At 71.9% G+C, this 26,470-nt stretch carries 14 protein-coding genes; 6 read left to right on the plus strand and 8 right to left on the minus strand.

Annotation, left to right across the window (positions count from 1 at the left end; all coding sequences use genetic code 11):
* Positions 1-50 precede the first annotated feature (50 nt).
* Positions 51-1,535, plus strand: a complete 1,485-nt coding sequence (locus tag FRCN3DRAFT_RS0207025) for a glycosyltransferase 87 family protein (protein WP_232793950.1) — start codon at positions 51-53, stop codon at positions 1,533-1,535.
* Here the strand turns inward: FRCN3DRAFT_RS0207025 and mptB are convergent.
* Positions 1,477-3,501, minus strand: a complete 2,025-nt coding sequence (gene mptB / locus FRCN3DRAFT_RS0207030; protein WP_483414345.1) for a polyprenol phosphomannose-dependent alpha 1,6 mannosyltransferase MptB — start codon at positions 3,499-3,501, stop codon at positions 1,477-1,479. The genes FRCN3DRAFT_RS0207025 and mptB overlap by 59 nt on opposite strands.
* Positions 3,502-3,677: 176 nt before the next feature.
* On the opposite strand from mptB, the gene FRCN3DRAFT_RS0207035 reads away from it, so the two are divergent.
* From FRCN3DRAFT_RS0207035 to FRCN3DRAFT_RS0207050, 4 genes are all read left to right on the plus strand, one after another.
* The gene (locus FRCN3DRAFT_RS0207035; protein ID WP_007518893.1) at positions 3,678-5,519 is read left to right on the plus strand and encodes a hypothetical protein; all 1,842 of its coding nucleotides are present in this window, start codon (positions 3,678-3,680) and stop codon (positions 5,517-5,519) included.
* Between the two features lie 323 nt (positions 5,520-5,842).
* Positions 5,843-7,357, plus strand: a complete 1,515-nt coding sequence (locus tag FRCN3DRAFT_RS0207040; RefSeq protein WP_027140337.1) for a PP2C family protein-serine/threonine phosphatase — start codon at positions 5,843-5,845, stop codon at positions 7,355-7,357.
* Positions 7,358-7,610: 253 nt separating this feature from the next.
* Entirely contained in the window at positions 7,611-9,107 is a 1,497-nt protein-coding gene (locus tag FRCN3DRAFT_RS0207045) for a cytochrome ubiquinol oxidase subunit I (RefSeq protein WP_007511148.1), read from the plus strand.
* Positions 9,104-10,201, plus strand: coding sequence for a cytochrome d ubiquinol oxidase subunit II (locus FRCN3DRAFT_RS0207050; RefSeq protein ID WP_007511146.1), 1,098 nt, complete (start codon positions 9,104-9,106; stop codon positions 10,199-10,201). The genes FRCN3DRAFT_RS0207045 and FRCN3DRAFT_RS0207050 overlap by 4 nt, the downstream gene beginning before the upstream one ends.
* A 22-nt stretch (positions 10,202-10,223) precedes the next feature.
* Here the strand turns inward: FRCN3DRAFT_RS0207050 and FRCN3DRAFT_RS0207055 are convergent, their stop codons facing one another.
* From FRCN3DRAFT_RS0207055 to FRCN3DRAFT_RS0207085, 7 genes are all read right to left on the minus strand, one after another.
* Positions 10,224-11,858 carry a purple acid phosphatase family protein gene (locus tag FRCN3DRAFT_RS0207055; RefSeq protein WP_007511144.1) on the minus strand — a complete coding sequence of 545 codons (1,635 nt, stop codon included), beginning with the start codon at positions 11,856-11,858 and terminating at the stop codon, positions 10,224-10,226.
* Between the two features lie 129 nt (positions 11,859-11,987).
* On the minus strand, positions 11,988-14,498 hold the full coding sequence (locus FRCN3DRAFT_RS0207060; protein ID WP_007511142.1) for an ATP-dependent Clp protease ATP-binding subunit: 2,511 nt from the start codon (positions 14,496-14,498) through the stop codon (positions 11,988-11,990).
* Between the two features lie 848 nt (positions 14,499-15,346).
* Positions 15,347-15,781: an FAD synthase family protein gene (locus tag FRCN3DRAFT_RS0207065; protein ID WP_232793951.1), complete on the minus strand. Its 435-nt coding sequence runs from the start codon at positions 15,779-15,781 to the stop codon at positions 15,347-15,349.
* Positions 15,782-15,795: 14 nt separating this feature from the next.
* Positions 15,796-16,647 (minus strand): CDP-alcohol phosphatidyltransferase family protein, encoded by an 852-nt coding sequence (locus FRCN3DRAFT_RS0207070; RefSeq protein WP_007511138.1) that lies wholly within the window; start codon positions 16,645-16,647, stop codon positions 15,796-15,798.
* Positions 16,648-16,808: 161 nt separating this feature from the next.
* Positions 16,809-18,161, minus strand: coding sequence for a DUF1972 domain-containing protein (locus FRCN3DRAFT_RS43065; protein WP_232793952.1), 1,353 nt, complete (start codon positions 18,159-18,161; stop codon positions 16,809-16,811).
* 751 nt (positions 18,162-18,912) lie between these two features.
* Complete coding sequence (locus tag FRCN3DRAFT_RS43070; RefSeq protein WP_007511134.1) at positions 18,913-23,385, minus strand: PKD domain-containing protein; 4,473 nt, start codon at positions 23,383-23,385, stop codon at positions 18,913-18,915.
* 437 nt (positions 23,386-23,822) lie between these two features.
* Positions 23,823-24,377: a hypothetical protein gene (locus FRCN3DRAFT_RS0207085; protein WP_232793953.1), complete on the minus strand. Its 555-nt coding sequence runs from the start codon at positions 24,375-24,377 to the stop codon at positions 23,823-23,825.
* Between the two features lie 648 nt (positions 24,378-25,025).
* On the opposite strand from FRCN3DRAFT_RS0207085, the gene FRCN3DRAFT_RS43075 reads away from it, so the two are divergent.
* Entirely contained in the window at positions 25,026-26,459 is a 1,434-nt protein-coding gene (locus FRCN3DRAFT_RS43075) for a right-handed parallel beta-helix repeat-containing protein (protein ID WP_051466170.1), read from the plus strand.
* Positions 26,460-26,470 lie beyond the last annotated feature (11 nt).

The raw sequence follows: 26,470 nt of genomic DNA on the forward strand, positions 1-26,470 counted from the left end.
AAGATCGCTCCTCGCGCGGCGGTGGCCGACTTCGAGACACGGTCGGTGGCGTGGTGAAGGACATGGAGCGTGTCGTCCCCGAGCGTGTCGCCGATCTCGCCGCGCACGGCGGCGGCGCGGTGCCGCCCGCGGGCGTCGGCGAGAGCCGCGGCTGGTCCGCCCGGGCCATGGGCAGGTGGCGTGAACCGTGGTCGCGGCGGCGGTTGTGGACCTTCTGGGCGGCCAGCCGGGCCGTTCTGCTGACGTTGGTCTTCGCCGGCCGGGTGCTCGGCGCCCAGCAGGGCGTCCTCGGCGACGTCCGCCTCTACGCCGGCTGGGGGGAGGCGTTCGTCCACAGCCACGGCCTGCCGGTCGCCGACGAGACCTGGCAGTACCCGCCGGGCGCGGTCCTCGTCTTCGCTGTCCCGGCGCTCGTCCACGCCGTCGTGGGCCTGTCCTACCGGGTCGGCTTCCCGCTGTTCATGGTCGCCATCGACGCCGCGGTCACCGCCGCCCTCGCCCGTGCCGGCGGGCGACCGGGACTGCCGGGGCCCGGGGCGCGGATCTGGCTGGTGGGCACCCTGCTGCTCGGGCCGGTGACGCTCGCCCGGTTCGACCTCGTGCCCGCGGCCTGCGTCGTCGCGGGGCTGCTCGCTCTCGGCGCCGGGCGGCCCGGCCGGACGGGCTTCGCCGCGATGGTCGGCACCCTGGTCAAGGCCTGGCCCGCCTTCCTTCTGGTCGCCGTCGGCCGGCCTTCGGCCCGCGCCCTGGCGCGGATGGCCGTCGGGGCGGCCGTCGCCGTCGCCGCCGTGGGGCTGGCGCTCGTCGCGGCCGGGGCGGGTGGCGACCTGCTCGGTTTCCTCGGCGCCCAGCGAGCCCGGGGCCTGCAGCTGGAGGCCGTGCCGGCAACCGTGCTCGTCGTCATCCGGATGTTCGGAGCCGGCGAGACGGCTCGGTACTCCTACGGCTCGCTGCAGTTCGGCGACTCCACCGCCCGCACGGTCGCGACCGTCTGCACCGTGGTCGAGCTGGTGGTGGTCGCGGCCGTCGTCGTCCGCTGGTGGCTGCTGCCCGCCAGAACGCCCGCCGCGGCCGGTGCCGCCCGCGCCCCGGCCGACGCCTCGGCCGGCTGGGCGGTGATCGTCTGCGACCGGCTGCTGGCGCTGCTGCTCGTCGTGCTCGTGACGTCACGGGTGCTCAGCCCGCAGTACCTGCTCTGGGTGCTGGCGGTCGCCGTCACCGGCGTCGCCCTCGCGGCCGGGACCGGGAGCGACGCCAGGGCCGGGGCCGGAGCCGATCCGGCGACGTCCGAGGTCGGCCGGGACGCCCGCGGGCGGCGGCGGACGTGTCTGGTCATGCTGCTGGCGGTGGTCGCGATCAGCCAGCTGGTCTACCCGTGGCGTTACAACGACGTCATCCAGGGCCGGGTGGTGATGAGCCTGGTCCTCGTGGGGCGCAACGCGCTGCTGCTCGTCGCCACCTGGCACGCCGTCCGGGTCAGTCTGGCGCGGCCCGGTGGTGAGCCCGTCGCGTCGCCACGGCGCCGGTGGCCGTGACGAGCGCGGCCGCGACGGCCAGCGTCACCACCAGCGGGGCCGGGAAGGCCGGCCCGTGCGGACCGAGCAGCCGCCACGTCTGCGCCAGCGGAGACAGCGTCGCCCCGCACAGCAACACCGAGGTGAAGCACACGACCGCCACGCCGGCCCGGCAACGCCTCCGGGCGGGCCCCGCCGCGTCCCGTGTCCGGACGTGCTCGTCGGCGATGAGGACGGCGAGCATCGGCAGAGCCGGGCCGAGGTACCAGGGGTAGAGCACCGGGCTGCCGATCGCCACCGCGAACCCGCCGATCCCCAGCACGGCGAGCCCATCCCGGTCGCCGGCCGTGGCCGCGGAGGTCCGCGGGCGCCGCCAGGCCCGCCACAGCAGGACAGCGACGACCGCCGCGGCGGCCGCGAGGGTCACGGCGCGGCAGTCGGTCAGCAGGGCCGAATCGCGCCCAGCCGGGACACGCCAGCCCACCAGGCCCGCCCCGGCCGCGACGAGGGTGGCGAGGAGCGACGCGGGCGCGATCCCGGTCGTCAGCTCGCCCGAGGTGGCCAGTGCCTTGATCCAGGTCGGCGGGAACCCGCTGGCCAGCACGCTCAGCCCGAGCACCGCCGCCGCCACGGCCAGGTCGACCGCCACGGCCGCCGCCGCGAGCCACCACCGGTTCCCAGCCGCGGCCCGGCTACCCGGGCCGACGGCCGGCGGTTCCGAAGCCGCCGGTCCCGGAGCCGTCGGCCGGGGCGCGTCCGAAGCCGGGGCGAGCCGCATGGCGTCGCGGGCGTGCGCCACGACCAGCCAGGCGAGTCCGAGCAGAGCCGTCACCTTGATCATGCCCGCGAAGCAGGCCAGCGCCGTCGCCGCCACCGCGGCGCCGGAGACGACCCGGCGGGCGTTCCCGCCGAAAGGCCCTCCACTCGGCTCTACCCCCGGCCCTCCGGCCGGTCTCTCGATGGGAACGTCGTCGCCGGCCCGGCGTCGATCGATCAGCAGCGCCCCGGCCAGCGCGGCGGCGGCCAGCGCGTCCAGGTGCATCCCGCCGACGAGGTGGATCACCGTCACCGGATTCGCGGCCACGAGCGCGAGCACGACGGCCCTGGCGAGGGCGCCGTCCCCCGCGCCGTCCCGGTGGCCCTGGCGGCGGCCCTCGCCGGCCGGGCCGGCGGTGCGCGGCAGGCGGCCGACCAGGCGGACGGCGCACGCGACCATCACCACCACCGCGACGACCGCGACGACCCGCAACGTCACCAGTGCCGTCGTCGGCCCGCCGCCGAGCAGATGGCCAACCGTCGCGGCGAACCTCTCCACGGCCACCGCTCCGCCGCCGTACGGCGTGTGCGTGTCCCGCCAGCGTGGGTCGACGGCGTCGCTGAACGCGGCGCCCAGGGTTCCAGCCGGATGGGGGGAGCCGGTGCCGGGCGCCGGTCCGCCGGCCGCCAGGGCAGCCACCCCGTGGGTCGCCGGGTCGAGGCCACGCCGGGCGAGCTCGCCCTGCGCCGCGTAGGCGTAGGCGTCCCGGCTGAACAGCGGCGGGCCGAGCGCGAACGGCAGGGCCCAGGTGAGGGCGGCCGCCAGCGCGGCGCGCGGACCCGCCCGACCGGACAAGGCTCGCCGGACCAGGGTGATCCAGCACACGCACAGGGCGATGACCGCGAGTGCGGCGATACCGGCAAGGGCGCCCCTTGTGGTGCCGGTGGGCGGAGTGGATGGGAGAATGCCCCACCAGGGTGTCGGGTCGATTGCGCGCGGATCACGTGGCCCGAGCCGGCCCTCCGCAGTAACAGCCGCAATGGCCGCACCAGTGCCCGCGACGACCAGCCAGACAGTCGCGGAACCGGCTCGGTCGGTCGCCCAGCCGGGGAGTGGGCGAGGACTCGGGAACGTCTGGGAGGTAGCACCGGGTGGCAGGACCCCTCGCCATACCCGGATCCTCGACGGGCCCCCAGCGTGCCCGTCCGCCGTCGGAGCCGCGGGAGGCATCGCCGCCACCGGCCGCCTCGCCTCCGCCGCAGGTCGGGCCGCCTCCGGAGACCGCGGAACCGCTGACAGACCACCAGGGGCCGAGCCATCCCGCGCTGGGCGATGATCCGGCTCCGTCACTCCCACAGACCTCCTCGGTCGTTGATGCCAGCCCCCCGGCCGTCGAGGTCCCGGCGGTGGAGACCCAGACCGTCGATTCTCTGCCCGTCGATCCCCCGGCCGTCGAGGTCCTGGTCGTCGAGACCCTGGCGGACGCCGCCCCGGCCAGCCTCGATCGTGCCCTATCGGTGCACCCGCCATCCGCCTCGGCTTCGGCTTCCGCCCCGACCTCGGCCTCGACCGAGGCGCGGGCTGGCGAGCCGGGGGACGCCGGCGAACGGCACACGTCCACCGGCGGGTGGGCCGGCCGGTGGGGGGCCGTCCGCCGGGCGGTGGTCGGATCCGGGCTGTTCGTCGGCCGCGCCGTGCGGGCGCGGCCCTGGCTGCTGACGGCCGCGCTGTGCGCGCTGACGCTGGGTCTCGGCCTCACCGGGCCGGACACGCCGGCGCAGGAGTACCGGGTCTGGCTGTTCGAGCACGGCGGCGCGCGGCTCTGGGACAACCAGTGGTACGGCGGGCACACGGTGCTCGGCTACAGCGTGCTGTTCCCGCCCCTCGGCGCGCTGTTCGGAACCCGGCTGCTCGGGGCGCTGTCCTGCGTCGCGTCGACGATGCTGGTGGCGCGGCTGCTGCGCGGTCCACGCCGCCGCAGCGGCCACCACGATCTCGCGGTCGTCTGGTTCGCCGTCGTGACCGTCGCGAACCTCGTCGTCGGCCGCGGCGCGTTCGCGCTGGGGATGGCGTTCGGGGCGCTCGCGCTGGTCGGGGTGCGGGAGCGACGCGGCTGGGTGGCCTGGGCCGGGGCGATCTGCTCATCGCTGTCCTCGCCGCTGTCCGGCGCGTTCGTGCTGCTGGTGGCGGCGGCGCTGGTCGGCAGCCTGCCGTGGCGGCGGATCCTGCCGATGGTGGGAGCGCTCAGTGGCCTGGTGGTGTCGCTGGTCTTTCCCGAGGAGGGCGTCCAGCCCTTTCCCGCGCTCACCTTTCTCTGTCTGCTGGCGCTGATCGGCGGCGGCCTGCTGGTGGTGCCGCGCCGGGAGCGGGCGGTGCGCCGTGGCCTGCTGCTGTGGGCGGCGGCGGCGACGGTGTTCTTCTTCGTGCCGTCGTCGGTCGGCGGCAACATCACCCGGCCGGCGACGCTGCTGGCCGGGCCGATGGCCGCCGTGCTGCTCGCCCGCCGGCCGCGGGTCCTGCTGGTCGTCGCGGCACCGCTGATCGGCTGGTCGATCGGGCCGGTGCACGGCGCGCTGATAACCCAGGGCGACCCATCCGCCTCTCCCGGCTACTACAACGGGCTGCTCAGCTACCTCGATCGCGACGACGGCCTGGTCCCGGCCGGCCGGGTCGAGATCCCGTTCACCAAGGCGCACTGGGAGGCCCGCTACGTCGCGCCGCACGCGGAGATGGCCCGCGGTTGGCTGCGCCAGCTGGACACGAAGGACAACACGCTCTTCTACGACGGCACGCTGACGGCCAGCACGTACCACGACTGGCTGCTGGCCCGGGGCGTCACCTACGTGGCGCTGCCGAACGTGCCGCTGGACGCGTCGGGGCAGGCCGAGGCCGAGCTGCTGCGGTCCGGGCTGCCCTACCTCGACCTTGCCTGGCAGGACGCCAACTGGAAGGTCTGGATCGTCACCGACTCGAGCGGCCTGGTGCGGGGACCGGCGACGCTGACCGAGCTCGGCGTCAGCTCGATCGCGGTCGACTTCCAGACGCCGGGCGTGGCGACCGTCCTGGTGCACTTCACCTCCCTCTGGTCGATCACGGAGGGCAACGTCTGCGTGTTCCGCGCCGCCGGCGACTGGACCGGGATCCTGGCCGAGACCCCGGGACCGGTGCGGCTGTCGGCACGCCTGTCGGTCGACGGCCTGACCAAGGCCAGCGCCCTGGACTGTCCCGCCGATCAGCGCGTGCACTGAATATCTTCAGCCGTCGACCGACCGCCTGAACGCCGCAAAAGGGTGACTGAACACCGCGAAAAGGGTGACGGGCCCGCCATTACGCGGGGGTTGCCATGCGGACGGGCGGTTCGGGTGGAAGATGGCCAGATGGCCAAGCCGGTGTCGGTGTTCCGACACTTACCCTCGCGGCCATGGTCTGACGTCTTTCTTAGGACCAACGGGACAGATACCGGCGGTCGGGCATGCCCGCGATCTGGCAGCATGACCGGCACGATCAGTGTGACGAGTGGCGGCCCGCGTCAGGTCGGCCTGATCGATGGCACGGCGGGGGTACGGAGGCCATGAAGAGCTCACTGCTACCGATTATGTTGATCGTCGTGCTCCTCGTGGGCGCCACGGTCTTCGTCGTGCTGTCCAGTCGTTCGGGCCGCACGCAGTACGGCCCCGGCGGTCAGCGGCCGCCCGCCGACGAGCCCGGGCGGGACGACGGCCTGCCGGGCCGCCGGGCCGGCCGCCGCCGAGCCGGCCGCGGCAACGCCGGCGGTGGTGCCGGCGGCGCGCGCCGGCCCGCCCCGGACGACCGCTACTCCTCGGACGCGGCGAACCTCATACCGGGCTTCGGGCCAACCGTGCCCGCCGGCGGCCGCGCCGGAACACAGGCGAGCGCGCCCGGAGGCGGGCCAGCCGCCGCGGCCGGCGGCGCCGCCGGCCCGGGACCTGACCCCGACCTTGACGCGCGCGGCGCTGACCATGCCTGGAGTGATGACGTGACGACGCAGGTTCCCACCGGCGGCGACGGCGGCTGGCCGGACGACGACCGCGACCCGGAGTCCACCGGCTGGGCCCCGCCGCCCAGCGGGCCGCCGCATCCCCGGGCGGCCCCGCCCGAGCCGGCCACCGTCAGCTCGACGGCGCCGACGGATGGCGTGGACCCCGCCTGGGTGGCCGACGACGCCGCGTGGACCGTCCAGTCGCCCTCGAACCGCACGCCGCTACCCGAGGTGCCGGCTGCCCCGCCGGCGCCTGCCGCAGCGGCAGCTCCTTTCCCATCAGCCCCGACCGAGCCGGCGCCCGCGGCGCCCCCAGCGGCATCGGCGGGCATCACGAGCACCGGGCCCGGGCCATACGTCGCCGAGGAGCCCGAGCACTTCAGCGCGCCACCGCTGCGGCTGGCCGCGGCCGGGCGGACGCGGCGCGGCAAGCGCGGCGGGCCCAACGAGGACGCCTTCGTCGTCGTCGACGGCCTGCTCGCCGTCGCCGACGGCGTGGGCGGCGAGGCGGCGGGGCAGATCGCCTCCACGCTCGCCGTCACGACGGTCGCCGGCTTCCGGCCGCAGTATGCCGCCGACCCCCGGGAGGGGCTGCGCGCGGCGGTGGAGCGCGCGAACCGGGTGGTACGGCAGCGTCCCAAGTCCGAGCCCTCCTGGCGCGGCATGGCCTGCACCCTCGACGTCGTCGTGCTCGGCAGGCAGGAGACGACCGGGCGGACCATCACCGTCGCGCATGTCGGCGACAGCACGGTCTGGCTGCAGCCGGGCAAGGGCGAGCCGCGCCAGCTCACCACCCCGCACGCCATCACCGGGGGTCCGCTGCTCAACGCGGTGGGCCTGGCCGACGAGATCGAGATGGACCTCTTCCAGGTCGAGGTCCGGGCCGGCGACCGGGTGGTGCTCTCCAGCGACGGCATGACCAAGGTCATGAAGCCCGAGCAGCTGTACGGCCTGCTCCACCAGCTCGCCAGCGATCCGCCCGAGCGCGCCGCCGACGCCCTCGTCGAGGCTGCGCTGCTCGCCGGCGCCAGGGACGACACCACCGTCGTCGTCGCGGACCTGGTTCCCGAACCGACGCCGCGCTGACGCCGCGGACCACCCCGTACCACCCGCACCACCCGCGAGGCCCGGCCAGGGCGGACGCGGACGCCCGACCGGCGTCCCGCCCCGGCCGGGCCTCGTCGTTTCCGAGGTGTGCCAGGGATCTCGGCCTGTTCTCCGTGCTGGGCCACGGCAAGGCCCGTGCCCGCGGTTATTCTACGGTCCGTAGAACTTTCTACGTTACGTAGAAGATAGAGCCGGTCATCTCGGGGCACGGCCGGCTCGGAAGGGACCACGGATGGTCCTCGACTCGCCGGTGGTCGCCGAGGCCGCCACCCAGCTCGCCGGCGCCCAGCTCGCCGGCTCGCTCGCGCTGGCGCGGGGCCAGACCGCCTTCAGCCTCGCGTTCCACATCTGCTTCGCGGTCTTCGGCGTCGGCATCCCCTGGCTCTTGCTGTACACCGAGGGCCGGTGGTTGCGGACCGGCGACGAGATCTGGCTCGCCCTGACGAAGAAGTGGTCCCGAGCGTTCGCCGTGCTCTTCGCCGTCGGCGCCGTGTCCGGCACGGTGCTCTCGTTCGAGTTCGGGCTGCTCTGGCCGGCGTTCATGGCCCGTTACGGCGGTGCGCTCGGGCTCTCGTTCACCCTCGAGGGCTTCGCGTTCTTCGCCGAGGCGATCTTCCTCGGGATGTACCTCTACGGCTGGAGGCGCCTCTCGCCTCGAGCCCACTGGCTGACGCTCTGGCCGATCGCGATCGCCGGGACGCTGTCGACGCTGTTCATCATCACCGCGAACGCCTGGATGAACGTGCCGGGCGGGATCGTGGAGACGGCGGACGGCCAGGTCGTCGCGGCCGAGCCGCTGGCGCCCCTGCGCAGCCCGTCCGCGCCGCCCCAGGTCGCGCACATGCTGCTCGCCGCGCTGATGTGCACCGGTGGGGTGGTCGCGGGGATCTACGCCGTCGGAATGCTCCGGGGCCGCCGCGACACGTACCACCACAGGGGCCTGCGAGTCGGCCTCGTCGTCGTGCTGGTCTGCGCGCCGCTCCAGCTCGTGGTCGGTGACTGGGCGGCCCGGGTCGTCGGCGCCCGCCAGCCGGCCAAACTGGCCGCGATCGAAGGACTGTATGACACGCGGGACCACGCGCCGCTCACGATCGGCGGTCTGTACGACCCGAAGACCGGTGACGTCCGGTACGGCATCGAGATCCCGGACGGGCTGTCGCTGCTGGAAGGGTTCGACCCCGACCATGTGATCACAGGGCTGGACTCGGTACCGGCGGACGAGCGGCCGAACGCGACGATCGTGCATCTCGCGTTCGACACCATGGTGGGGCTCGGCACCGGGCTGATCGCGCTGTCGGCGCTGGTCGCCGCGGTGGCACTGCGCCGCCGACGGCGCGGGCTGCGACCGTTGCTCCCCACCGGTCGGCCCTGGCTGCTCGCGGCCGTGGCGAGCGGGCCGGCGTCGGTGCTCGCGATGCTCGCGGGATGGGAGGTCACCGAGGGCGGCCGGCAGCCCTGGATCGTCCAGGGCCGGATGCGGGTGGCCGACGCGGTCACCGCCACCGGCGGGATCGGCTGGATCTTCGCCGGCACCCTCGCGCTCTACCTCGGCCTCGCCACCGCGCTCGTACTCATCCTGCGGCGGATGGCGACCGGCGGCCCCGGCTACGAGCCCCGGACTCCGACCGAAGGACCGCCGAGCGAGCCGTACCCGCCCGACCCCGACCGCCCGGATCCGGACGTCGCGCCGGCGGGGCGGGCCGCGCGGGACGGCGGGGCGGGGCGATGAGCGCGGCGGACCTGCTCGTCGTCGTCATGGTCGTCGGCCTGACCGTGTATGCCCTGCTCGCCGGCGCGGACTTCGGCGGCGGCCTCTGGGACCTGCTGGCCCGTGGCCGGGACGCCGCGGACCAGCGGGCGCTGGTCGCCGGCTCCCTCGGCCCGGTCTGGGAGGCCAACCACGTCTGGCTGATCTTCGTGATCGTCGCCCTGTTCAGCGGGTTCCCGGCCGCGTTCGGCGTCGTCGGGTCGACGCTGGAGGTGCCGCTGGTGGGCGCGCTGCTCGGGATCGTGCTGCGCGGCGCTGCCTACGTGTACCGCGCGTACGGTGGCGGCGCCGCCGGCCCGGACCACTGGTGGGGGCGAGTGTTCGCCGCCGCGTCCGTGCTCACGCCGTTCTCGCTCGGGGTGGCGGGCGCCGCGCTGGCCACCGGTGACCTGGCCGAGGGCGCCCCGTTCGCCCCGCTCACCAACGCCTTCGGGGTGGTCTGCGGGTTGTTCACGGTCGCGGTCACCGCGTTTCTCGCCGCGGTCTACCTGTGCCGGGACGCGGCGGCGCGGCCGGCGGCCGCCCATCTCGTCGCCGGCTTCCGGCGCCGGGCACTGGCCGCGGCGGTGGTGGCCGGCCTGCTCGCGGCGGTGCTGCTGCCGCTGCTCTGGTCGGACGCGCCCGTCGTCGCGGACCGGTTCGCCGCCCGGTCCGTGCCGCTCGTCGCGGTGTCGGCCCTCGGTGGTCTCGGGGCGGTGGCGCTGGTGTGGCGGCGGCGGTTCACGGCGGCGCGGATCGCCGCGGGGCTGGCGGCCGCCGGAGTGCTGTGGGGCTGGGCGGTCGCTCAGTACCCGGATCTCGTGGTCGGCCGAGCCACCGTCGACGGTGCGGCGGCACCGGCGGCGAACCTGCGCGCCCTGCTGGTCGCGATCGCCGCCGGCATGCTGGTGATCCTGCCGTCGCTGGTCGCGCTGCTCAGGCTGTTCGCACACCCTGAACCGGCGGGATCAACGGGGCCGTCCGGGCCGTCCGGGCTGTCCGGACCATCCGGACCATCCGGGCCGTCTGGACCGACTGGACGGGCGGGATCGGCGGGGCTGGAGGGGCACCGCTGAGGACCGCGGGCGGCCGTTCCGGTCAGTCCGGGACGGCATCGTGGCGGGGGCGGGTGAAGAGCACCTCGTCGAACGGCGGCTCGTCCGGCGTGAGCGAGTCGTGGACGGTGAGCCGGATGGTCGTCGTCCCGCCGGGGATGCCGGGGTCGACGTGGAGGGCGGCGAACGCGTAGGGGTGGTCGGTGGAGCGCGCGGCGAGCCACGGCGCTCCCTCCGTCACGTGGATGGTGCGCCGGCGGCTGACCGGGCTCTTCCCGAACCGGCGGCGGCCGGGACCGGCCGGCGGGTCCGGCGGCTCCGGCTCGATGACCACCTGGCCGGCCGGCGGGTGGAACAGCGCCCCCGTGCTCGGCGACGACGAGCCGCCGGTGCCGATGGTGACATGCACGGTTCCGGAGGTCGTGTCCACGACCTCGCCGGCGAGCGCCAGCCCGGGTGGTGTCGCGGTTCGCGCCGCCATCGGCACCGTGGGCGCGGTCGGCGACACCGCCGCGTCGGCCGTCGCGGCGGTGCTGGTGCTCACGGGCACGACCGGCCGTGGCGTCAGCACCCTTGAGCCTGGGACGACGCCGCGGACCGGGTGGGTCCGCTCGTAGTGGTGCTCATGCCCGCAAAGAACCAGATCGACCTCGTAGCGGTCGAACAGCGGCAGCCACTCCTCGCGCAGGCCAAGATCACCGCCGTTGTGGTAGGCGGCGGTGGACATCGCCACCTGGTGCATCGCGACGATCACCCAGTCGATCTCGGGGTCGGCGCGGGCGGCGCGCAGGGTCTGCTCCAGCCAGGCGGTCTGCCGGCCGCCGCTGAAGCCGCGCAAATAGACCAGCCCGTGCTCCTGGTAGCAGGCATCCTCACCGAAGAGCACGACGAAGCGGACGCGGCCGACGGTGAACGCGTACCAGAGGCCCTGGAAGTCGCCGCCGGCGCCGTTGTCCGGCAGCTGGAAGTAGGCCTGGTACGAGTCGAGCCCGAACCGGCCGAGCCCACGCTCGCTCTCGTGGTTCCCGGCGACCGGCATCCACGGCCGCCGGCTGGCCGACGGGGCGATCATTCGGAACCAGTCCGCCCAGACCTCGGCGGGGTCGCGCCGCAGGCTCGCGTACGACAGGTCGCCAAGGGCGAGGTGGAACAGCGGGGCCAGCATGTCGACCGCGGCGACGACCGCCCCGGAGGCCGGCGTGCCGTACGGGTCGTCCTCCTGGTCCGTGCCGTGGTCACCGAAGCAGGTGAACGTGAAGGCCGAGCCGTCCGCCTCCGAGGCGCCCGCCCCTGAGCCGTCCGCGCCCTCGCCGGTGCCGCCAGCGCGGGGGGCCGTGCGGAAGTCGCCGGTCGGGGTTCCCGCCCGGGAGGTCCGCTGGGAGGCCGGCGGCTCGGATCCGCCGAGCGCGGGGGAGATCTCGTAGCGATAGTGGACGCCCGGCCGCAGCCCGACCAGCGTGGCGTGCTGGACGTAGACCCTTCGGCGGTCGGCGTCCCGGTAGGTGCTGGTCGTCGCGTACGCCTCGCCCGGCTCGGCCGCGTCCGGGTCGACCGGCGCGAACCGCACCATGGGCCGGCTCACGGGGCCGTCCGTCAGCCAGGACACGACCATCGATCTGGCCGGGTCCGCCCCGAACGCCAGGTGAACCCCACCGCCGTCCGCCACCCGCCGCGTCACGGCTGTTCGCCCCCGTTCCCATCCTGGTGACCTGCTCCCGACACGCCAGAGGGCGGCCACGGACTCCGTGGCCGCCCTCCCGCTTTCGATCAGTCGCCGCCGGCGGCTACCAGCGGCGCTCTGGCCGCCTTACTCGCTGGACTTCGCCAGGTCGATCGGCGGGGTGTCCGGGACCGAGCTGGGCTTCGTCTCGCCGCGGAAGACGAACTTCGCGTCCTCGCTCTCGGGGTCGCCCTCGACGTCGCCGATGACGATCTCGCCGGGCTTGAGCGTCCCGTAGAGGATCTTCTCGGAGAGGACGTCCTCGATCTCCCGCTGGATCGTCCGGCGCAGCGGCCGGGCGCCCAGCACCGGGTCGTACCCGCGGATGGCGAGCAGGGTCTTGGCGGCCGGAGTCAGCTCCAGCGCCATGTCCTTGTTCTTCAGCTGCGTGTCCACCCGGGCCAGCATGAGGTCGACGATCTGGATGATCTCGTCCTTGCTCAGCTGGTGGAAGACGATGATGTCGTCGATGCGGTTGAGGAACTCCGGCCGGAAGTGCTGCTTGAGCTCGTCCTGGACCTTGGCCTTCATCCGCTCGTAGTCGACCGCGCCCTGACCGGTGGCGAAGCCGATGCCCGGGCCCTTGGAGATGTCGCGGGTGCCCAGGTTCGACGTCATGATCAGGACGGTGTTCTTGAAGTCGACCAGCCGGCCCTGGGAGTCGGTCAGACGACCGTCCTCCAGGATCTGCAGGAGCGTGTTGAAGACGTCCGGGTGCGCCTTCTCGACCTCGTCGAACAGCACGACCGAGAACGGCTTGCGCCGCACCCGCTCGGTGAGCTGGCCGCCCTCTTCGTAGCCGACGTATCCGGGCGGGGAGCCCACCAGTCGCGAGACGGTGTGCTTCTCCATGTACTCGGACATGTCGAGCTGGATGAGAGCGTCCTCGTCGCCGAAGAGGAACTCGGCCAGCGTCTTGGACAGCTCGGTCTTACCGACACCGGACGGGCCGGCGAAGATGAACGAGCCACCTGGGCGCTTCGGGTCCTTCAGGCCGGCGCGGGTACGCCGGATCGCCTGGGAGACGGCCTTGATGGCCTGCTCCTGGCCGATGACCCGCCGGTGGAGCTCGTCCTCCATGCGCAGGAGACGCGCGGTCTCCTCCTCGGTGAGCTTGAAGACCGGGATGCCCGTCCAGATGGCGAGCACCTCGGCGATCTCCTCGTCGCCCACCTCGGCGACGACGTCCATGTCGCCGGCCTTCCACTCCTTCTCGCGCTTCGCCTTCTCCGCGAGGAGGGTCTTCTCCTTGTCGCGCAGCGACGCCGCCTTCTCGAAGTCCTGCGCGTCGATCGCGGACTCCTTGTCGCGGCGGACGTTGGCGATCCGCTCGTCGAACTCGCGCAGGTCCGGCGGCGCGGTCATCCGGCGGATGCGCATCCGGGAGCCGGCCTCGTCGATCAGGTCGATCGCCTTGTCCGGCAGGAAGCGGTCCGAGATGTACCGGTCGGCCAGCGACGCGGCGGCGACCAGGGCGGCGTCGGTGATCGAGACGCGGTGGTGCGCCTCGTACCGGTCGCGCAGGCCCTTGAGGATCTCGATGGTGTGCGCCACCGAGGGCTCCGCGACCTGGATCGGCTGGAAGCGGCGCTCCAGCGCCGCGTCCTTCTCCAGGTGCTTGCGGTACTCGTCCAGCGTCGTCGCGCCGATGGTCTGGAGCTCACCGCGGGCCAGCATCGGCTTGAGGATCGACGCGGCGTCGATCGCGCCCTCGGCGGCACCCGCGCCGACGAGCGTGTGCAGCTCGTCGATGAACAGGATGATGTCGCCGCGGGTGCGGATCTCCTTGAGGACCTTCTTCAGCCGCTCCTCGAAGTCACCGCGGTAGCGCGAGCCGGCGACGAGGGCACCCAGGTCGAGCGTGTAGAGCTGCTTGTCCTTGAGCGTCTCGGGCACCTCGCCCTTGACGATCGCCTGCGCCAGGCCCTCGACGACCGCGGTCTTGCCAACGCCGGGCTCGCCGATCAGGACCGGGTTGTTCTTGGTTCGGCGGGACAGCACCTGCATGACCCGCTCGATTTCCTTCTCGCGCCCGATGACCGGGTCGAGCTTGGCCTCGCGAGCGGCCGCGGTCAGGTTGCGGCCGAACTGGTCGAGCACCAGCGACGTCGACGGCGTGCCCTCGGACGGACCGCCGGCCGTGGCCGGCTCGCCCTTGCCCTGGTAGCCGGAGAGCAGCTGGATGACCTGCTGGCGGACCCGGTTGAGGTCGGCGCCGAGCTTGACCAGCACCTGGGCGGCGACGCCCTCACCCTCGCGGATCAGGCCGAGGAGGATGTGCTCGGTGCCGATGTAGTTGTGGCCGAGCTGCAGCGCCTCGCGCAGGGACAGCTCGAGGACCTTCTTCGCGCGCGGGGTGAAGGGGATGTGACCGCTGGGTGCCTGCTGCCCCTGGCCGATGATCTCTTCAACCTGCGACCGCACACCCTCGAGCGAGATCCCCAGCGACTCCAGCGCCTTCGCCGCGACACCCTCACCCTCGTGGATCAGGCCGAGGAGGATGTGCTCGGTGCCGATGTAGTTGTGGTTGAGCATCCTGGCCTCTTCTTGAGCCAGGACGACGACCCGACGTGCCCGGTCGGTGAATCTCTCGAACATGTGCGCTCCTTCGAGCTGCGACCGACCACACGACAGCCGGTATCCGCATGCTAGCTCCGCCGAGGCATGTCCTCACGCATCGAACAGAAACCTACCCGCCAGAACCCGTCCACCTCGTCGCGGACGGGGCCGACATCGCTGTCGTGCCCCGATGGGTCCAGACGTCTACTGCAACGTCTATGGCAACCGTGGCGGAGCAGGCATGATTCCGTCACGGGGTTCCGCCGAGAGCGGAAACGCGCAGGCCGACGACCGGCGTCCGTCTCGGCGGCTCGAACCGCCGCCCCCGGCTGCTGGGTCCTGGCTGCGCGGAGGCACGGCGGCGCGGGCGGGCGAGGGAGGGAACAGAACCCTCGCTTCCCAGCGCGGCCGTCACCGTATGTTACAGATCGCGGGACGCCTTCGTGGAGTGTGCTGGTCGTGATTCACGTCGGACAATCGCGCTTTGTGTTTGCCATGATGCTTTACGTGATGGCGCGGCGACCGGATCGTGCTGGTTCCGGAAACGTGCCGGCGTCGACATCTTGAAGCTCACGGACGAGACCGACGGGCGGCGCATGGCCGGGCCGTCCGTTGGGCGTTCGCCGTGCGCGCCGCGGGCCGCGCCACACCGCGCGCCGTGGCATCGCGAGAGCGCGGCGCGGGTGGCGCGAGCCGGGGCCTGACGTCGCGGGCGGGGGCCTGGCCACCGCGAGCGGGGCCGGGCGCCGACGACGGCGTGCTGGTGGCGAGGCAGGTCAGCGGTTCATGCCGAGGCGCCGGGAGACGCCGCCGGTGCGGGCCGGCCCACACCGGCCCACACCGGTCCGCGCCGGCCGGCTGGCGGCCCGGAAATGCTCTTGGCGTTGTCAGCCGACGGCGGCGGAGGCATCCGACGCGTCCGGGCCGACTCGTTGGCTGAGGAACCGCCGAAGCAGGGTGCTGGACGTGTGGACCGTATACGGGAAATAGATGATTCGTGCACCAACGGTCGCGAGATCGGCCTCGAGCTTCTGCGCTTTCGCGGTACCGCGCCAGTCGTCGCCCTTGAATAGCACGTCGTAACGGACGGACGGCCACATGTCGAACTTGTCCCGGTGGGGATCGGCGACCACCTCGTCCACGAGCCGAAGGCTGCCGACGATCTCGATGCGCTCGACGAGTGGAATGACGGGAGGCCGCCCCTTCACCGCCAGCACGACCTCGTCGGTCACCACCCCCGCCACCAGCCGGTCGCACTCCAGCCGGGCGCGCCGGACGATGTTGAGATGCCCGATGTGGAACATGTCGAAGACGCCGGGCACGTAGCCCACTGTGGTCATCCCGAGCTTCCGTTTCCTGGTCGTGCCGGCGCCGCCGAGGGCGCCAGCGCGGTCATGGTTCCGTACCACCTGACCAGCGCCGCGAGCAGGAACAGCAGGTTCGCCGCCGCCAGGACGCCGTAACCGACGGCGAACACGCCGCCGAAGGTGCCGCCGACACCGAGCAGGGCGAAAAGAAGGCAGAGGAGCCCGTAGTCGCTGGGTACCACCGCGAGTGACCGCCAGACGGGTGCGTGCACCGCTACCGGCTGGTTGCTGACGGGGAGCCCGGCGCGCGCGGCCTGGCGCTGGCGCAGCAGATCGTTGAGGATCATTCCGAAGAACGCCACCGCGTTTATGACGGCGTACCCGAGAGGCACCAGCAGGTAGCTGCCGCGACCGAGGTCGGAGAACCGGTAGCAGGACACCGCGACCGCGAGATGCAGCGACGAGATCTTCGCGGCGTCCACTATGTGGTCGAGCCACTCGCCGGCCAGCGAGCCGCCGCCCCGTAGCCGGGCAAGCTGCCCGTCGGCCGCGTCGAACGCGTAGCCGAGCACCAGGGCCAGGCAGATCACGACGCCGATCGGCACGGTCGGCCGGACCAGGGCGAGGAGCGAGATGCCGCCGAACGTGAACACGGCGCTGATCGCGGTTACCTGGTTCGGGGTGAGCCCGACGACGTAGGCCCCGGCCGCGAGCAGCCGGCCGATGCGCCTGTTGACGAACCGGGAGTAGGCCGGGGCGCCCTTGACGGTCTTCTGCGCCAGCCGCAGGCGGGCGAGCGCCTGCCGGTAGGTCAGCCGCTCCGGTCGCGCCGGCGGCGCGCCGGCCGCCCGGTGCGGCTCGGCGGAGGTGTCGACACTCATCGGCGCCTCAGGACTTCCGTGTCCGTCCCGAGCACCTTCGTGTCTGTTATGACCGCCGTGCCCGTCGGGTGTGGGCGCGCTCCGTTCATCACGTCCGTCCACTCACTTCGTCGGAAACGGCTGAGGGTATTGGCAGGTCATGGGCAGCGCGGCACCGGCCGTCAGGAGGCGATGGGCTGCTGGTCCGGTGCCGGCTCCTCCGCCAGCGGTTCGACCATCCGCGGTTCGGTCAACCGCGGTTCCGTCATCCGGGGCTCGGTCGACCGGGGCTCGACCGGTCGCGTGTCGGGTCCGGACTGTCCGGGGGCGCTCGACGGCACGTCGGCGGCCGGGGTCTCGTCGTGCCGCGGGGGCGGCACCAGGGCCGTGGGCACCCACTCGATCCCACGCACGTCGGAGGAACGGCGCAGTGACGTGATCAGGCCGGGGCGCTTCGGCGGCTTGCGTTCGGCCAGCCGTAGGCAGAGCCGCTCGTAGCCCGCCGCCACGTCGTCCCAGTCGAACTCGCGCGCGGCGCGGGCGCGGGCCTTGTCGCCATACAGCGGCCCGATCGAGGCGTCCCGTTCGGTCAACTCGAGCAGCTCGGTCAGCTGGTCGGCGTCCTCCCAGAAGAATCCCGCGTCGCCGAGCACCTCGCGGTTGAACCGGTTGCCGATCGCGAGGACGGTCGCCCGCCCTCCCATCGCGCGCAGCAGCGACGGGTTCGTGCCGCCGACGCTGTGACCATGGCTGTAGGTCCGGCTGGTCTGGTACAGGGCGTTGAGCAGCTCCTGGTCATAGACCCCGCCGAGCGGCCTGATCTGGTCCTCGTCCTGGAACGACGCCATCAGGCCCCGGGTGTAGTCCGTCGGGTAGGGGTTGCCGCCGACGATCACCAGCGGGTACCGGCAGGAGCTGTTCCGGTAGGCCTGGGCGATGAGGTCGATGTTGTTCTCGGGCTCCAGGCGCGCGACCACCAGGTGGAACTCCCCCGGCCGCAGGCCGACCTCGGCCAGGCGATGGGCAGCCGGCTCGTCGAGCAGGGGCGCGCCGTAGGTCAGCACGGTCGACTCGACCTGGAACTTCCACCGGTAGTAGTCGGCGATCGCGACGCAGTCCGCGATGAGGTACTGCGCCCACGCGACCGAGAGCGCCTCGGCGGCCAGGTAGTACCTGCGTCCCGCGCCGGCCCACTTCCCGCGCTTCCACTCCAGGCCGTCGACGTGCACGGCCGTGGGGATCCGCCGCAGCTTGAGCAGCGGGAGCAGCGGAGCGTTGGCCGCGTTGAAGACGAGGGCGACGTCCGGTTTGTGCCGCAATGCGTGCAGGCAGCTGAAGCCGGTGTGCGAGAGCGTTTCGAGTGATCGCCTGCGCATCGCCGGGACCTGAACCCGGCGCATTCCGAGGTACTCCTGGGCGCCCCCGGAACGGCAGTAGACCGTGACCTCGTGGCCGAGCTTGACGAGGCGGTGGCCCACTTCCTCGACAGCGGTCTCGAACCCGCCATAGTTCGCGGGCACGCCTCGAGTGCCCATCAAAGCTATATGCACGCCAGCCCCCGCTGAATCTAGCGCCGCGCTCGGTGGCAGCCGCGCGCGGTCGTCGTTCCTGGCGCCGGTTTTCCGGCATTGCGCCGCGGACCGTCGATACCCGCTGGCCAGGTGAATGGCCGCCGCCGGTCGACGGCCGTGGCTCGCCAGCTGTTCACGGTTGGATCATGAAATGATCATGTGCCCGTCAGCTGGGTCTGATGTCGGCTGTTGTCGGACTGAAGGCTACCTTAAATCAACGCGCGAGTCATGGTCTAGACACTCCACGTTCATGGCATGCCCGATGGGCGATCCTGGTGAGTTTGGGGGGTTGTGCGGGCCGCCCGTACCGCGCTGCGACGTGCCGACCCGCCAACGGACGGTCACGGGTCCGTCACCTATTTTGCCGATGAACACATCCTGGCCTGGTATTTTTCCCAAACTATACGCAGCGGTCATGCGGTCGACATGTTCCCGGCGATTGCGGTCGTGGGCTCGTCGCGCCTGTGTCGCGAGCCTCAGTTCACTGACATCCGGCCCAGGGCGGTGAACGAATCACACTGCCTGGCATCTTTGACTGGTCGCCAACAAAGCCGGTCGCGGCCCTCGAAGCGCCCGCGCGGGCGGACCTGCATCCATTTCAAACGCCCGTGGGCTCCACCGCTCGACCGAGCGGTGGAGCCCACGGTTTGTCGGGCCATCTCGGGCCATCTCGGGCCGCTTCGGGCCACTTCGATGGCTAGTGGTGGCTAATTCGTCATGGGACGGTGACCGTCCTGGTCGTGACGTCGGTCCAGCCGAAGGTGTTCGTCACGGTCAGGGTTATCCGATATGTCCCGGCCGCGGCGAACGTGTGGTTCGACGTGACCCCGGTCGTGACCGTCCCGTCGGCCCAACTCCAGGTGTACGAGCTGATGGCGTTGTTCGGGTCGGTCGAGGCCGAGGCGTCCGCCGAGCACGCCAGGGCGGTGCACGAGGTGGTGAAGGACGCGGTCGGCGCCCCGGCCGTCGGCGCCGACGCGAAGGCGCTGAACTGCGTCACCACCGGGGCGTTGGTCGCCGACCCGGACAGGAACGAGCTCAGGCCGACCGAGCCCGCGGCCTGGAGGGTCGCGGTGCTGTCGGTCGCCGTCCGCGTCCAGGTCCCGGGTTCGGCGACGCTCGCCGGCCACACCTTCAGCCGCAGCGTCGTCGGAGACGTCCCGACCACCTGGAGACGCACCTTCAGCTGCAGGCCCGGCGTGTAGGTGACACCCGCCAGGCTGACCTCGGTCGCCAGCGTCGCCTCGGTCGAGGAGTTCAGCAGCCCGGTGATCGCCACGGCGACGGTGTTCGACGAGGTCAGCCGGATCCGGCCGCGGTACTCGTTGTTCGACGCCGTCCGCCGGCCGACGGTGTAGATGTAGACGCCGTTGCCGGTACCCACCTTGTCCGTCGTGACGGTCACCGTCGTGTCGCTGTCCGTCTTCGAGACGCCGCCGAGGTAGGCACCCGTCTGGGAGCCCGTGGTCGCCGTCGCGAACGAGGCCACCCCGGCGGAGACGGTCCGTGGACCGGCGCCGAAGTAGTTCGTCCACGCCCCGCCCGTGTCGGCCGTCCCGACGCTGTTGCCCGTGACGGTCCGGTTGAACGCGTCGAGGGCGAACGGCGACGGCGATGGGTTGGCGGGTGGCCGTGGCGCGACGACCTGGGTGACGGTGCCGGTCGCGCCAAGGTTGTCGGTCACCGTCAGGGCCACCGTGTAGTCGCCCGCGGCGGCGTAGGTGTGTGACGGGGTGGAGCCGGTGCCCGTGGTTCCGTCACCGAAGTTCCAGGCGTAGCTGGCCACGGTGCCGTCCGGGTCCGACGAGCCGGAGCCGTCGAACGAGAGGGCGAGCTCGCCGCCGCTCGACGTGAAGCTAGCCGTCGGAGCCCCGTTCGTCGGCTGTGTCGGCGAGACCGTGTGGGTCACGGTGCCGGTCGCGCCGAGGTTGTCGGTCACCGTCAGGGTCACCGTCCGGTCGCCGGCGGCCGCGTAGGTGTGTGACGGGGTGGAGCCGGTGCCCGTGGTCCCGTCACCGAAGTCCCACGCGTAGCTGGCCACGGTCCCGTCCGGGTCCGACGAGCCGGAACCGTCGAAGGTGCAGGCCAGGCCCGTGCAGGTCTGCGTGAACGCGGCGGTCGGCGCCGTGTTCACCCCACTCCCAAGCGAGTAGTGCGCCGCCACCTGGTTCGCGGTGAGCTCGGCGGAGTAGACCGCCACCTCGTCGACTGTGCCGGCGAAGTAGTTGCTGCTGGCGCCGCCCCAGGTGTTGTCGCCGCCGACTCGCCAGCGGCCGGTGTAGCCCTGCGCCTGGGTCTGGGGATTGGTGCCGACCAGGGTGCCGTCGACATAGAGCTTCATGCCCGCGCCGCTTTGGGTGGCGACCAGATGGTGCCACTGGCCGTTGTTGTAGCTGGTCGGCGAGGTGATGGTGTTGGTCTGGCCCGTCCACACCCCGAACTCGAGCTGGCCCGAGTTCAGCATCCAGACGTGCCGGTCGTAGTTGCTGCTGTTGCCGCTGACCGCGTCACCAAAGCCGATCAGCTTGCCACCCGAGGTGGTCGCGGTCTTGAACCACAGCTCCTCGGAGTACACGGTGGGGTTGGTCACCGGAGTGTTGCTCACGATCAGGCCGTTGGAACCGTTGAGCGTGACGCCCTTCCCGCTCGCCCCGGTCACCGTGCTCGGGACGTTGTAGGTCACCCCGCCGCTGTAGGTGCCGGCAGAGCCGTTCGGCGAGGCGTCCGCGGCCGTCGGGCCCGACGCGTCGTCCAGCCGCCAGTACAGGTCGGGACCCGCGCCGTAGATGCTCGCGCCGTAGGCGTCCGCCGGGGCCTGCGGGATGTTGAGCGTGTAGCCCGCGTCGACGTAGTGCTTCTGGACCTGGGTCGAGGTCAGCGCGGTCGGGTAGACGGCGACGTCGTCGATCGAGCCGTTCAGGAAGTCGCTGCTCGGTCGCGACGGCCAGCTGCCCAGGTTGTCGCCGCCGATACGCCAGTAGCCGGCATACGGCTGGCCAGAGGTCGTTCCGGTGTCCCGGCCCACCCGCTTGCCGTCGACGTAGAGAACCATTCCGCCGCTCGACAGCGTGGCGACCACGTGGTGCCACTGCCCGTCGTTGTAGGTGCCCGGGCTGGACACCGTCCGAACGGCGTTCGGGTAGACGCCGAAGATGAAGTGCCCGGCGTTGTCCATGTAGACGTGGCGGTCGTAGCTCGACGACGTTCCGGTGTTCCGGTCGCCGAAGCCGATGACCTTGCCGCCGCTGGTCGAGGTCGTCTTGACCCACGCCTCGGCGGTGAAGGTGTTCGGTCCCGGCTGCGTCGTGCTCTGCGCGGCTGTGCCCGTCGCGCTGCCGTCGAAGGTGGACGCGGTGTTCGCGTCGCCGCCGATCGCGCCCGCCGCGCCGCGGGTCACCGTGCTGCCCGCCGTGAGGTCGCTGAACCCGGCCCAGTCGTACACCGCGGTTCCGGATGGCTCACCAAGGCGCCAGTAGTCGCTGGCTCCATCCCCCTGTACGTCCTGGACGTACTGACCGGCCGTCGCCGAGGAGATGGTCACCGCCGCGCTCGTCGGTCCGTTGGTCGTGTTGTTGTACGGGTCGTAGACATAGACCTTGTACGTATGTGAGCTGCCGGGTGCCAGGCCGGTGTCGACGAAGCCGGTCGGTTTGAGCTGCCAGAAGGTCGAGTTGACGGTCGTGGTGTACACGGGGTTGGCGGTGTTGCCGTCCCGGACGACCTTGTAGGTCAACGCCTCGTTGTCCGGGTCCCAGGTGGGCGTCCAGGCGACCCGGGCGGTGCCGGCCGCCAGCGAGACGACGTTCGGCTGCAGGCTGGTCGAGTACTGCGGGCCGACGTGGTTCGGGGCGAGGTTCTTCACGGCGAAGCGCACGAGGCCCTGCTGCGCGGTCCCGTTCACGGACGGGAACTCGCCGCCTAGGGAGATGTAGCTCCCGTTACCGGTGATCGACCAGGCGGCCTGGCTCTGCCCGGTGTAGGTGCCGGCCGGCAGCGTGGGGTACCAGTCGAGCTGGGTCGGGCTCGGGTTGCCGAAGAAGTCGTAGTAGCCGCCGACCGAGTTGTGCTGGACCGTCCCGGTCGCCGCCTTCGTGAACGCGGTCGCGCGGTGGAAGGTCCAGGGATCGGTCTGCGGCCAGGCGCCGATGTTGCCACAGAAGTGCTCATGGCTGACCGTGTACACCGAGTCGCCGAGCGCGAAGGTTCCGTAGGAGTCGCCGTGGCAGTCCTCGACCCAGACGAGGTTGCCCGTGTTGGGGGAGGCGGCGAAGACACCCTCGAGGTTGCCGCCGGGGCCGAACACCCAGCCGGTGCCGTAGATGTTGGTGCCGTCGGTGTACAGGCTGTTGAATCCGGCGTCGTTCCCCGAGTTCTGGAGGAGCTGGTTGGCGGCCCAGGGCACGGTGGCACCGGTGGTCGCGTCGATGGCGCCCAGGCCCTTCGCCGGCACGCCGTTGAGGGTGCTGAACTGGCCACCGACGATGACGAGCGACTTGTCCGGCGTGAGCACGAGCGCGGTGACCTGGTTGTCGTCCGCGGTGGGCGCCCAGTTCAGCAGCGCGCCGTTGGTGGCCGAGTAGGCGGCCAGTCGCGCGCGGGAGTTCCCCATCGCCGAAGCGAAGATGCCGCCGACGTAGACGGTCGAGTTCGTCGCGGTCACCGCGCGCGCGGACGCCGCGGTGCCGCCCGTGAAGCTGTTCACCAGCGAGCCGTCGGCGGTGTTGAAGGCGGCGACGCGGTTGTGCGTCTGCCCGTCGACGGTGGTGAAGTCGCCGACCACGTAGACCCGGGTGCCGTCCGGTGAGGCGGTGATCGCGCGCCCCTGCGCGTTGAGCGTGTGGTTGAAGCTCGTGATCAGGTTGCCGGTGGTGATGTCGTAGGCCAGCAGGTTCGCCCGCGCGGTCTCGTTGCTGCCGGCGGGCGAGCCGGCGGGCCGGGCCGAGGTGAAGCTACCCGTCGCATACACCGTGTTGCCAACGGTGACCTGTGCCCACACGACGCCGTTGATCTGGACCGTCGGCAGCGCGTCGGCACTCACCGTCTCCGGCGTGCCTGGATTAGGCGGCGCGGTGTCCGCGCGCGCTGGTGGTGCCGCCGCCAGGACGACAGCGGCGCCCACCGCGACCAGCGTGCTCGCCGACAGGGCGGCGATGGCACGTCTGGCCGCACGGGTAGCTCGACCCCGCATGGTTTTCTCTCCCCCAAGGTGCGTTCAACGCTTCCCACGGGGGCCACGTCACTGGCTCGCCTCCTGGCGACCACTCCTGGTGACCGCACACGACCGGAGGCGACCCCCTGCTACCCCCGTTGTCGGGGCAGTGTGCCACAGCGGGACGGAACGGGCCATGGGCGGTGACAACCGGCTGACCAACAGGTGACGGGCAGATGGTACGAATCTGCCCGAGCTGGGGCATTGTGTCCTGTCGACAGGGCACGACGGGGCCGCCGCCGCGCGCTATCGCCGGGGGCGCGGTTCTTCCCGGAATTCTGGAAAACGCGGCGGTCGAGGTCGGGATTTCGTCCGTTTCGACACTATTGCGCAGGCGGGCGTTCCGCCGTATGGCCCGCGCGGCAGAAATGGCCCGATCGGGCGGTGGCGGGTGCTGCCCGGCAGACGAGGTCCGATCAGCCGACGTGGCCCGTAAGGACCACAGCGGGCTGGGACGCGTCGTAACTGATGACGGTCGCGACGTTCTCCCGCTGGTCCTCGGGGATGAGGAAGACGTAGACGCCGCTCGCCGCCGCCCCCGATTTCAGCGTCCCGCGCATCGGTTTGTTCTCGGGGCCGGAATCGGCGGTCGCCGGCGTGGACGTCGCCCCGTAGGACACGGTGACGGTGACCGGGCCCAGGTCGATGGTGTGTCCGGAGTCGTTGCGCAGCTCGATGGTGAACGCCACGGCCGGCTTGTTGGCCAGCTCGCCTGGGCCGGTGCCGCCCGAGCGGATGGACCGCGTGCCGGGGACGGACACCGTCACCTTGTTGCCGAAGTCGACCGCCGCGGTGATCGGCAACGGGCTGGCGGTCGCGGCGGTGCCCGCGGGCACCGGCGCCAGGGCCGTCGGAAACGGTCCCTGGTCCTTGTACGGGTCATTGTCGCTGTCGCAGCCGACGACGGTGAGAACGAGCGCCAGCGCGACAGGAGGGACAACAAGCCAGCTGGCGACACCATGGTGCTTCACCCGGGACCGGTTCACCCGGAATATGGCCGTGCCCGTGGCACCGGAGATGGCTGTGGAGCTGGGCGAGGTCGGGCCGCCCTTCCCGGATGCCCGCGGCCTGCCCGGCCCGCCGTCGTCTTGAGTGGATGTCGCGCGCCGGTTCACTGTTCTCATGCCCCCCGTCGTGCCCCGCCGTCATACCCGTGGCACGGTCATGATGCCTGCTGGATACCGGGGTTTCCGGATCCCGGATTCCCAGTTTCGCGTCACTGTGTGTTATATTTTGGTTACGTCTACGGTCGATTCGCTCCCTGTTAGCGGCAGTTCGCCCGTGGTCGCGTATCGTAGCCCTGCCACGTCGGGGGGCGGATGCAAGGGGATTGCGTGCGCGTTGTCGGAGCGAAAGTTCATCGCGCTACGAGGTTCTTCCCGCTGATTGTCGTGATCTCGGCACTCGTGGCGGGGGCGCTGACCGGATGCAAGCCGGGGGCCCCCTCAGGGACCGGATCCACGCAGTCCACCGGTGCTGGTCCAGGAACGCCCCATCCCACTGGCCCGACGACCGGCGCCGCCGGAACGCCGCCGGCCTCCGCCGCGCCTCCCACCGCGACGACGCCGGGGACGACGCCGTCAGGCGAGGTCCCCGCCCAGGTTCCGCCGGCCTCACTGGTGCCCGGCGCCGCCGGCTATCCGGCGCCGGCCGGTGCCGTGTTCGCCGCGCCGGCGGGCTCGGACGACGCGCCGGGAACCCTGGAGCAGCCGTTGCGGACCGTCGCGGCCGCCCTCGCGAAGGCGCCCCCTGGCGGCACCGTGGTCCTGCGCGGCGGGGACTACCGCGAGACGGTCGCCAGCGTGACCAAGCCGGTGACGATTCAGCCCTACCAGCGCGAACAGGCCTGGCTCAACGGGGCCGACATCGTCAAGGACTGGGCGCCGCTGCCCGACGGCTGGGCCACGGCGACGTTCCGGAGCACCCTCTGCCGGACCTGCTACTACGAGAAGGCGGTCGACCCCGCCCGCCCACTCGCCGGCAGCCCGAACCAGGTCTTCGTCAACGGCAAGGCGCTGAAGGAAGTGGCCGGGGACGCGCAGCTGGACTCCGGCTCGTTCTACGTCATGGACGACGGCACGGTCGTGATCGGTACCGACCCGGCGGGCGTGACGGTCCAGATTTCGGTCCGCTGGAAGGCCATCCAGTTCGACGGGGGCGCCAGCGGGAGCGTCGTACGCGGAATAGGTGTCCGCGGCTACGCCCCGGTCTGGATCGAGTCGCAGCAGCTCGCCGCCGTCATTCTCAACGCCCCCGGCGTCAGGTTCACCGGCAATGTCCTCACCGATGTCGCCGGGACGGCCCTGGCCGTGACCCGGCCGGGCGCGGTCGTGACCGGCAACGTCGTCATCCGAAACGGTCTGCGCGGGATGGTCGCCAACCGGGCCGACGGCCTGGTCGTCACCGGCAACAGGTTCGACCTGAACAACACGGCTGGCTTCGCCACGACGACCTGCGGGGCGGTCTGTGTCATCGCGGGGCTCAAGATCACCCGCACGCGGGGGCTCACGGTCAAGGGAAACTCGTTCTCGAACAACGACGGCGCCGGCGTCTGGTGCGACCTCGGGTGCATCGACGCGACCGTGACCGGCAACCTGGTGTCCGGGAACACCGGCAACGGCATGTTCTACGAGCTCTCGACGAACGCCGTCTTCGACGGCAACACCATCACCCGTAACGGCAGGGGCCTGAAGATCGCCGGATCGGACCGGGTCACGGTGAACGGAAACCATTTCACCGACAACGGCATCGATCTCGGCGTGTACGACGACCCGCGCAGCCCGAGCGTCGAGAAGTACTCCGAGCAGAACGGGCTGACCTGGGACACCCGTCAGGTCACGGTCACCGGCAACAGCTTCGTCGGTGCCGGCGGGACCGACGACGTGCTGCTGGAAACGAACAGGACGGCGCAGGTGACCGCACCGGACATGATCGGGCGTTTCGTCTCCAACACCTTCCAGCCCGCCGCCGGGGGCCGGGTGTACTGGTGCTCATCGAGCTGCATGTACTTCCCGACGGTGACGGCTTTCCTGGCGTCTGGCGCGCTGGGGTGAGCAGATCCTTG

Source organism: Pseudofrankia saprophytica, assembly GCF_000235425.2.
Lineage (GTDB): Bacteria > Actinomycetota > Actinomycetes > Frankiales > Frankiaceae > Pseudofrankia > Pseudofrankia saprophytica.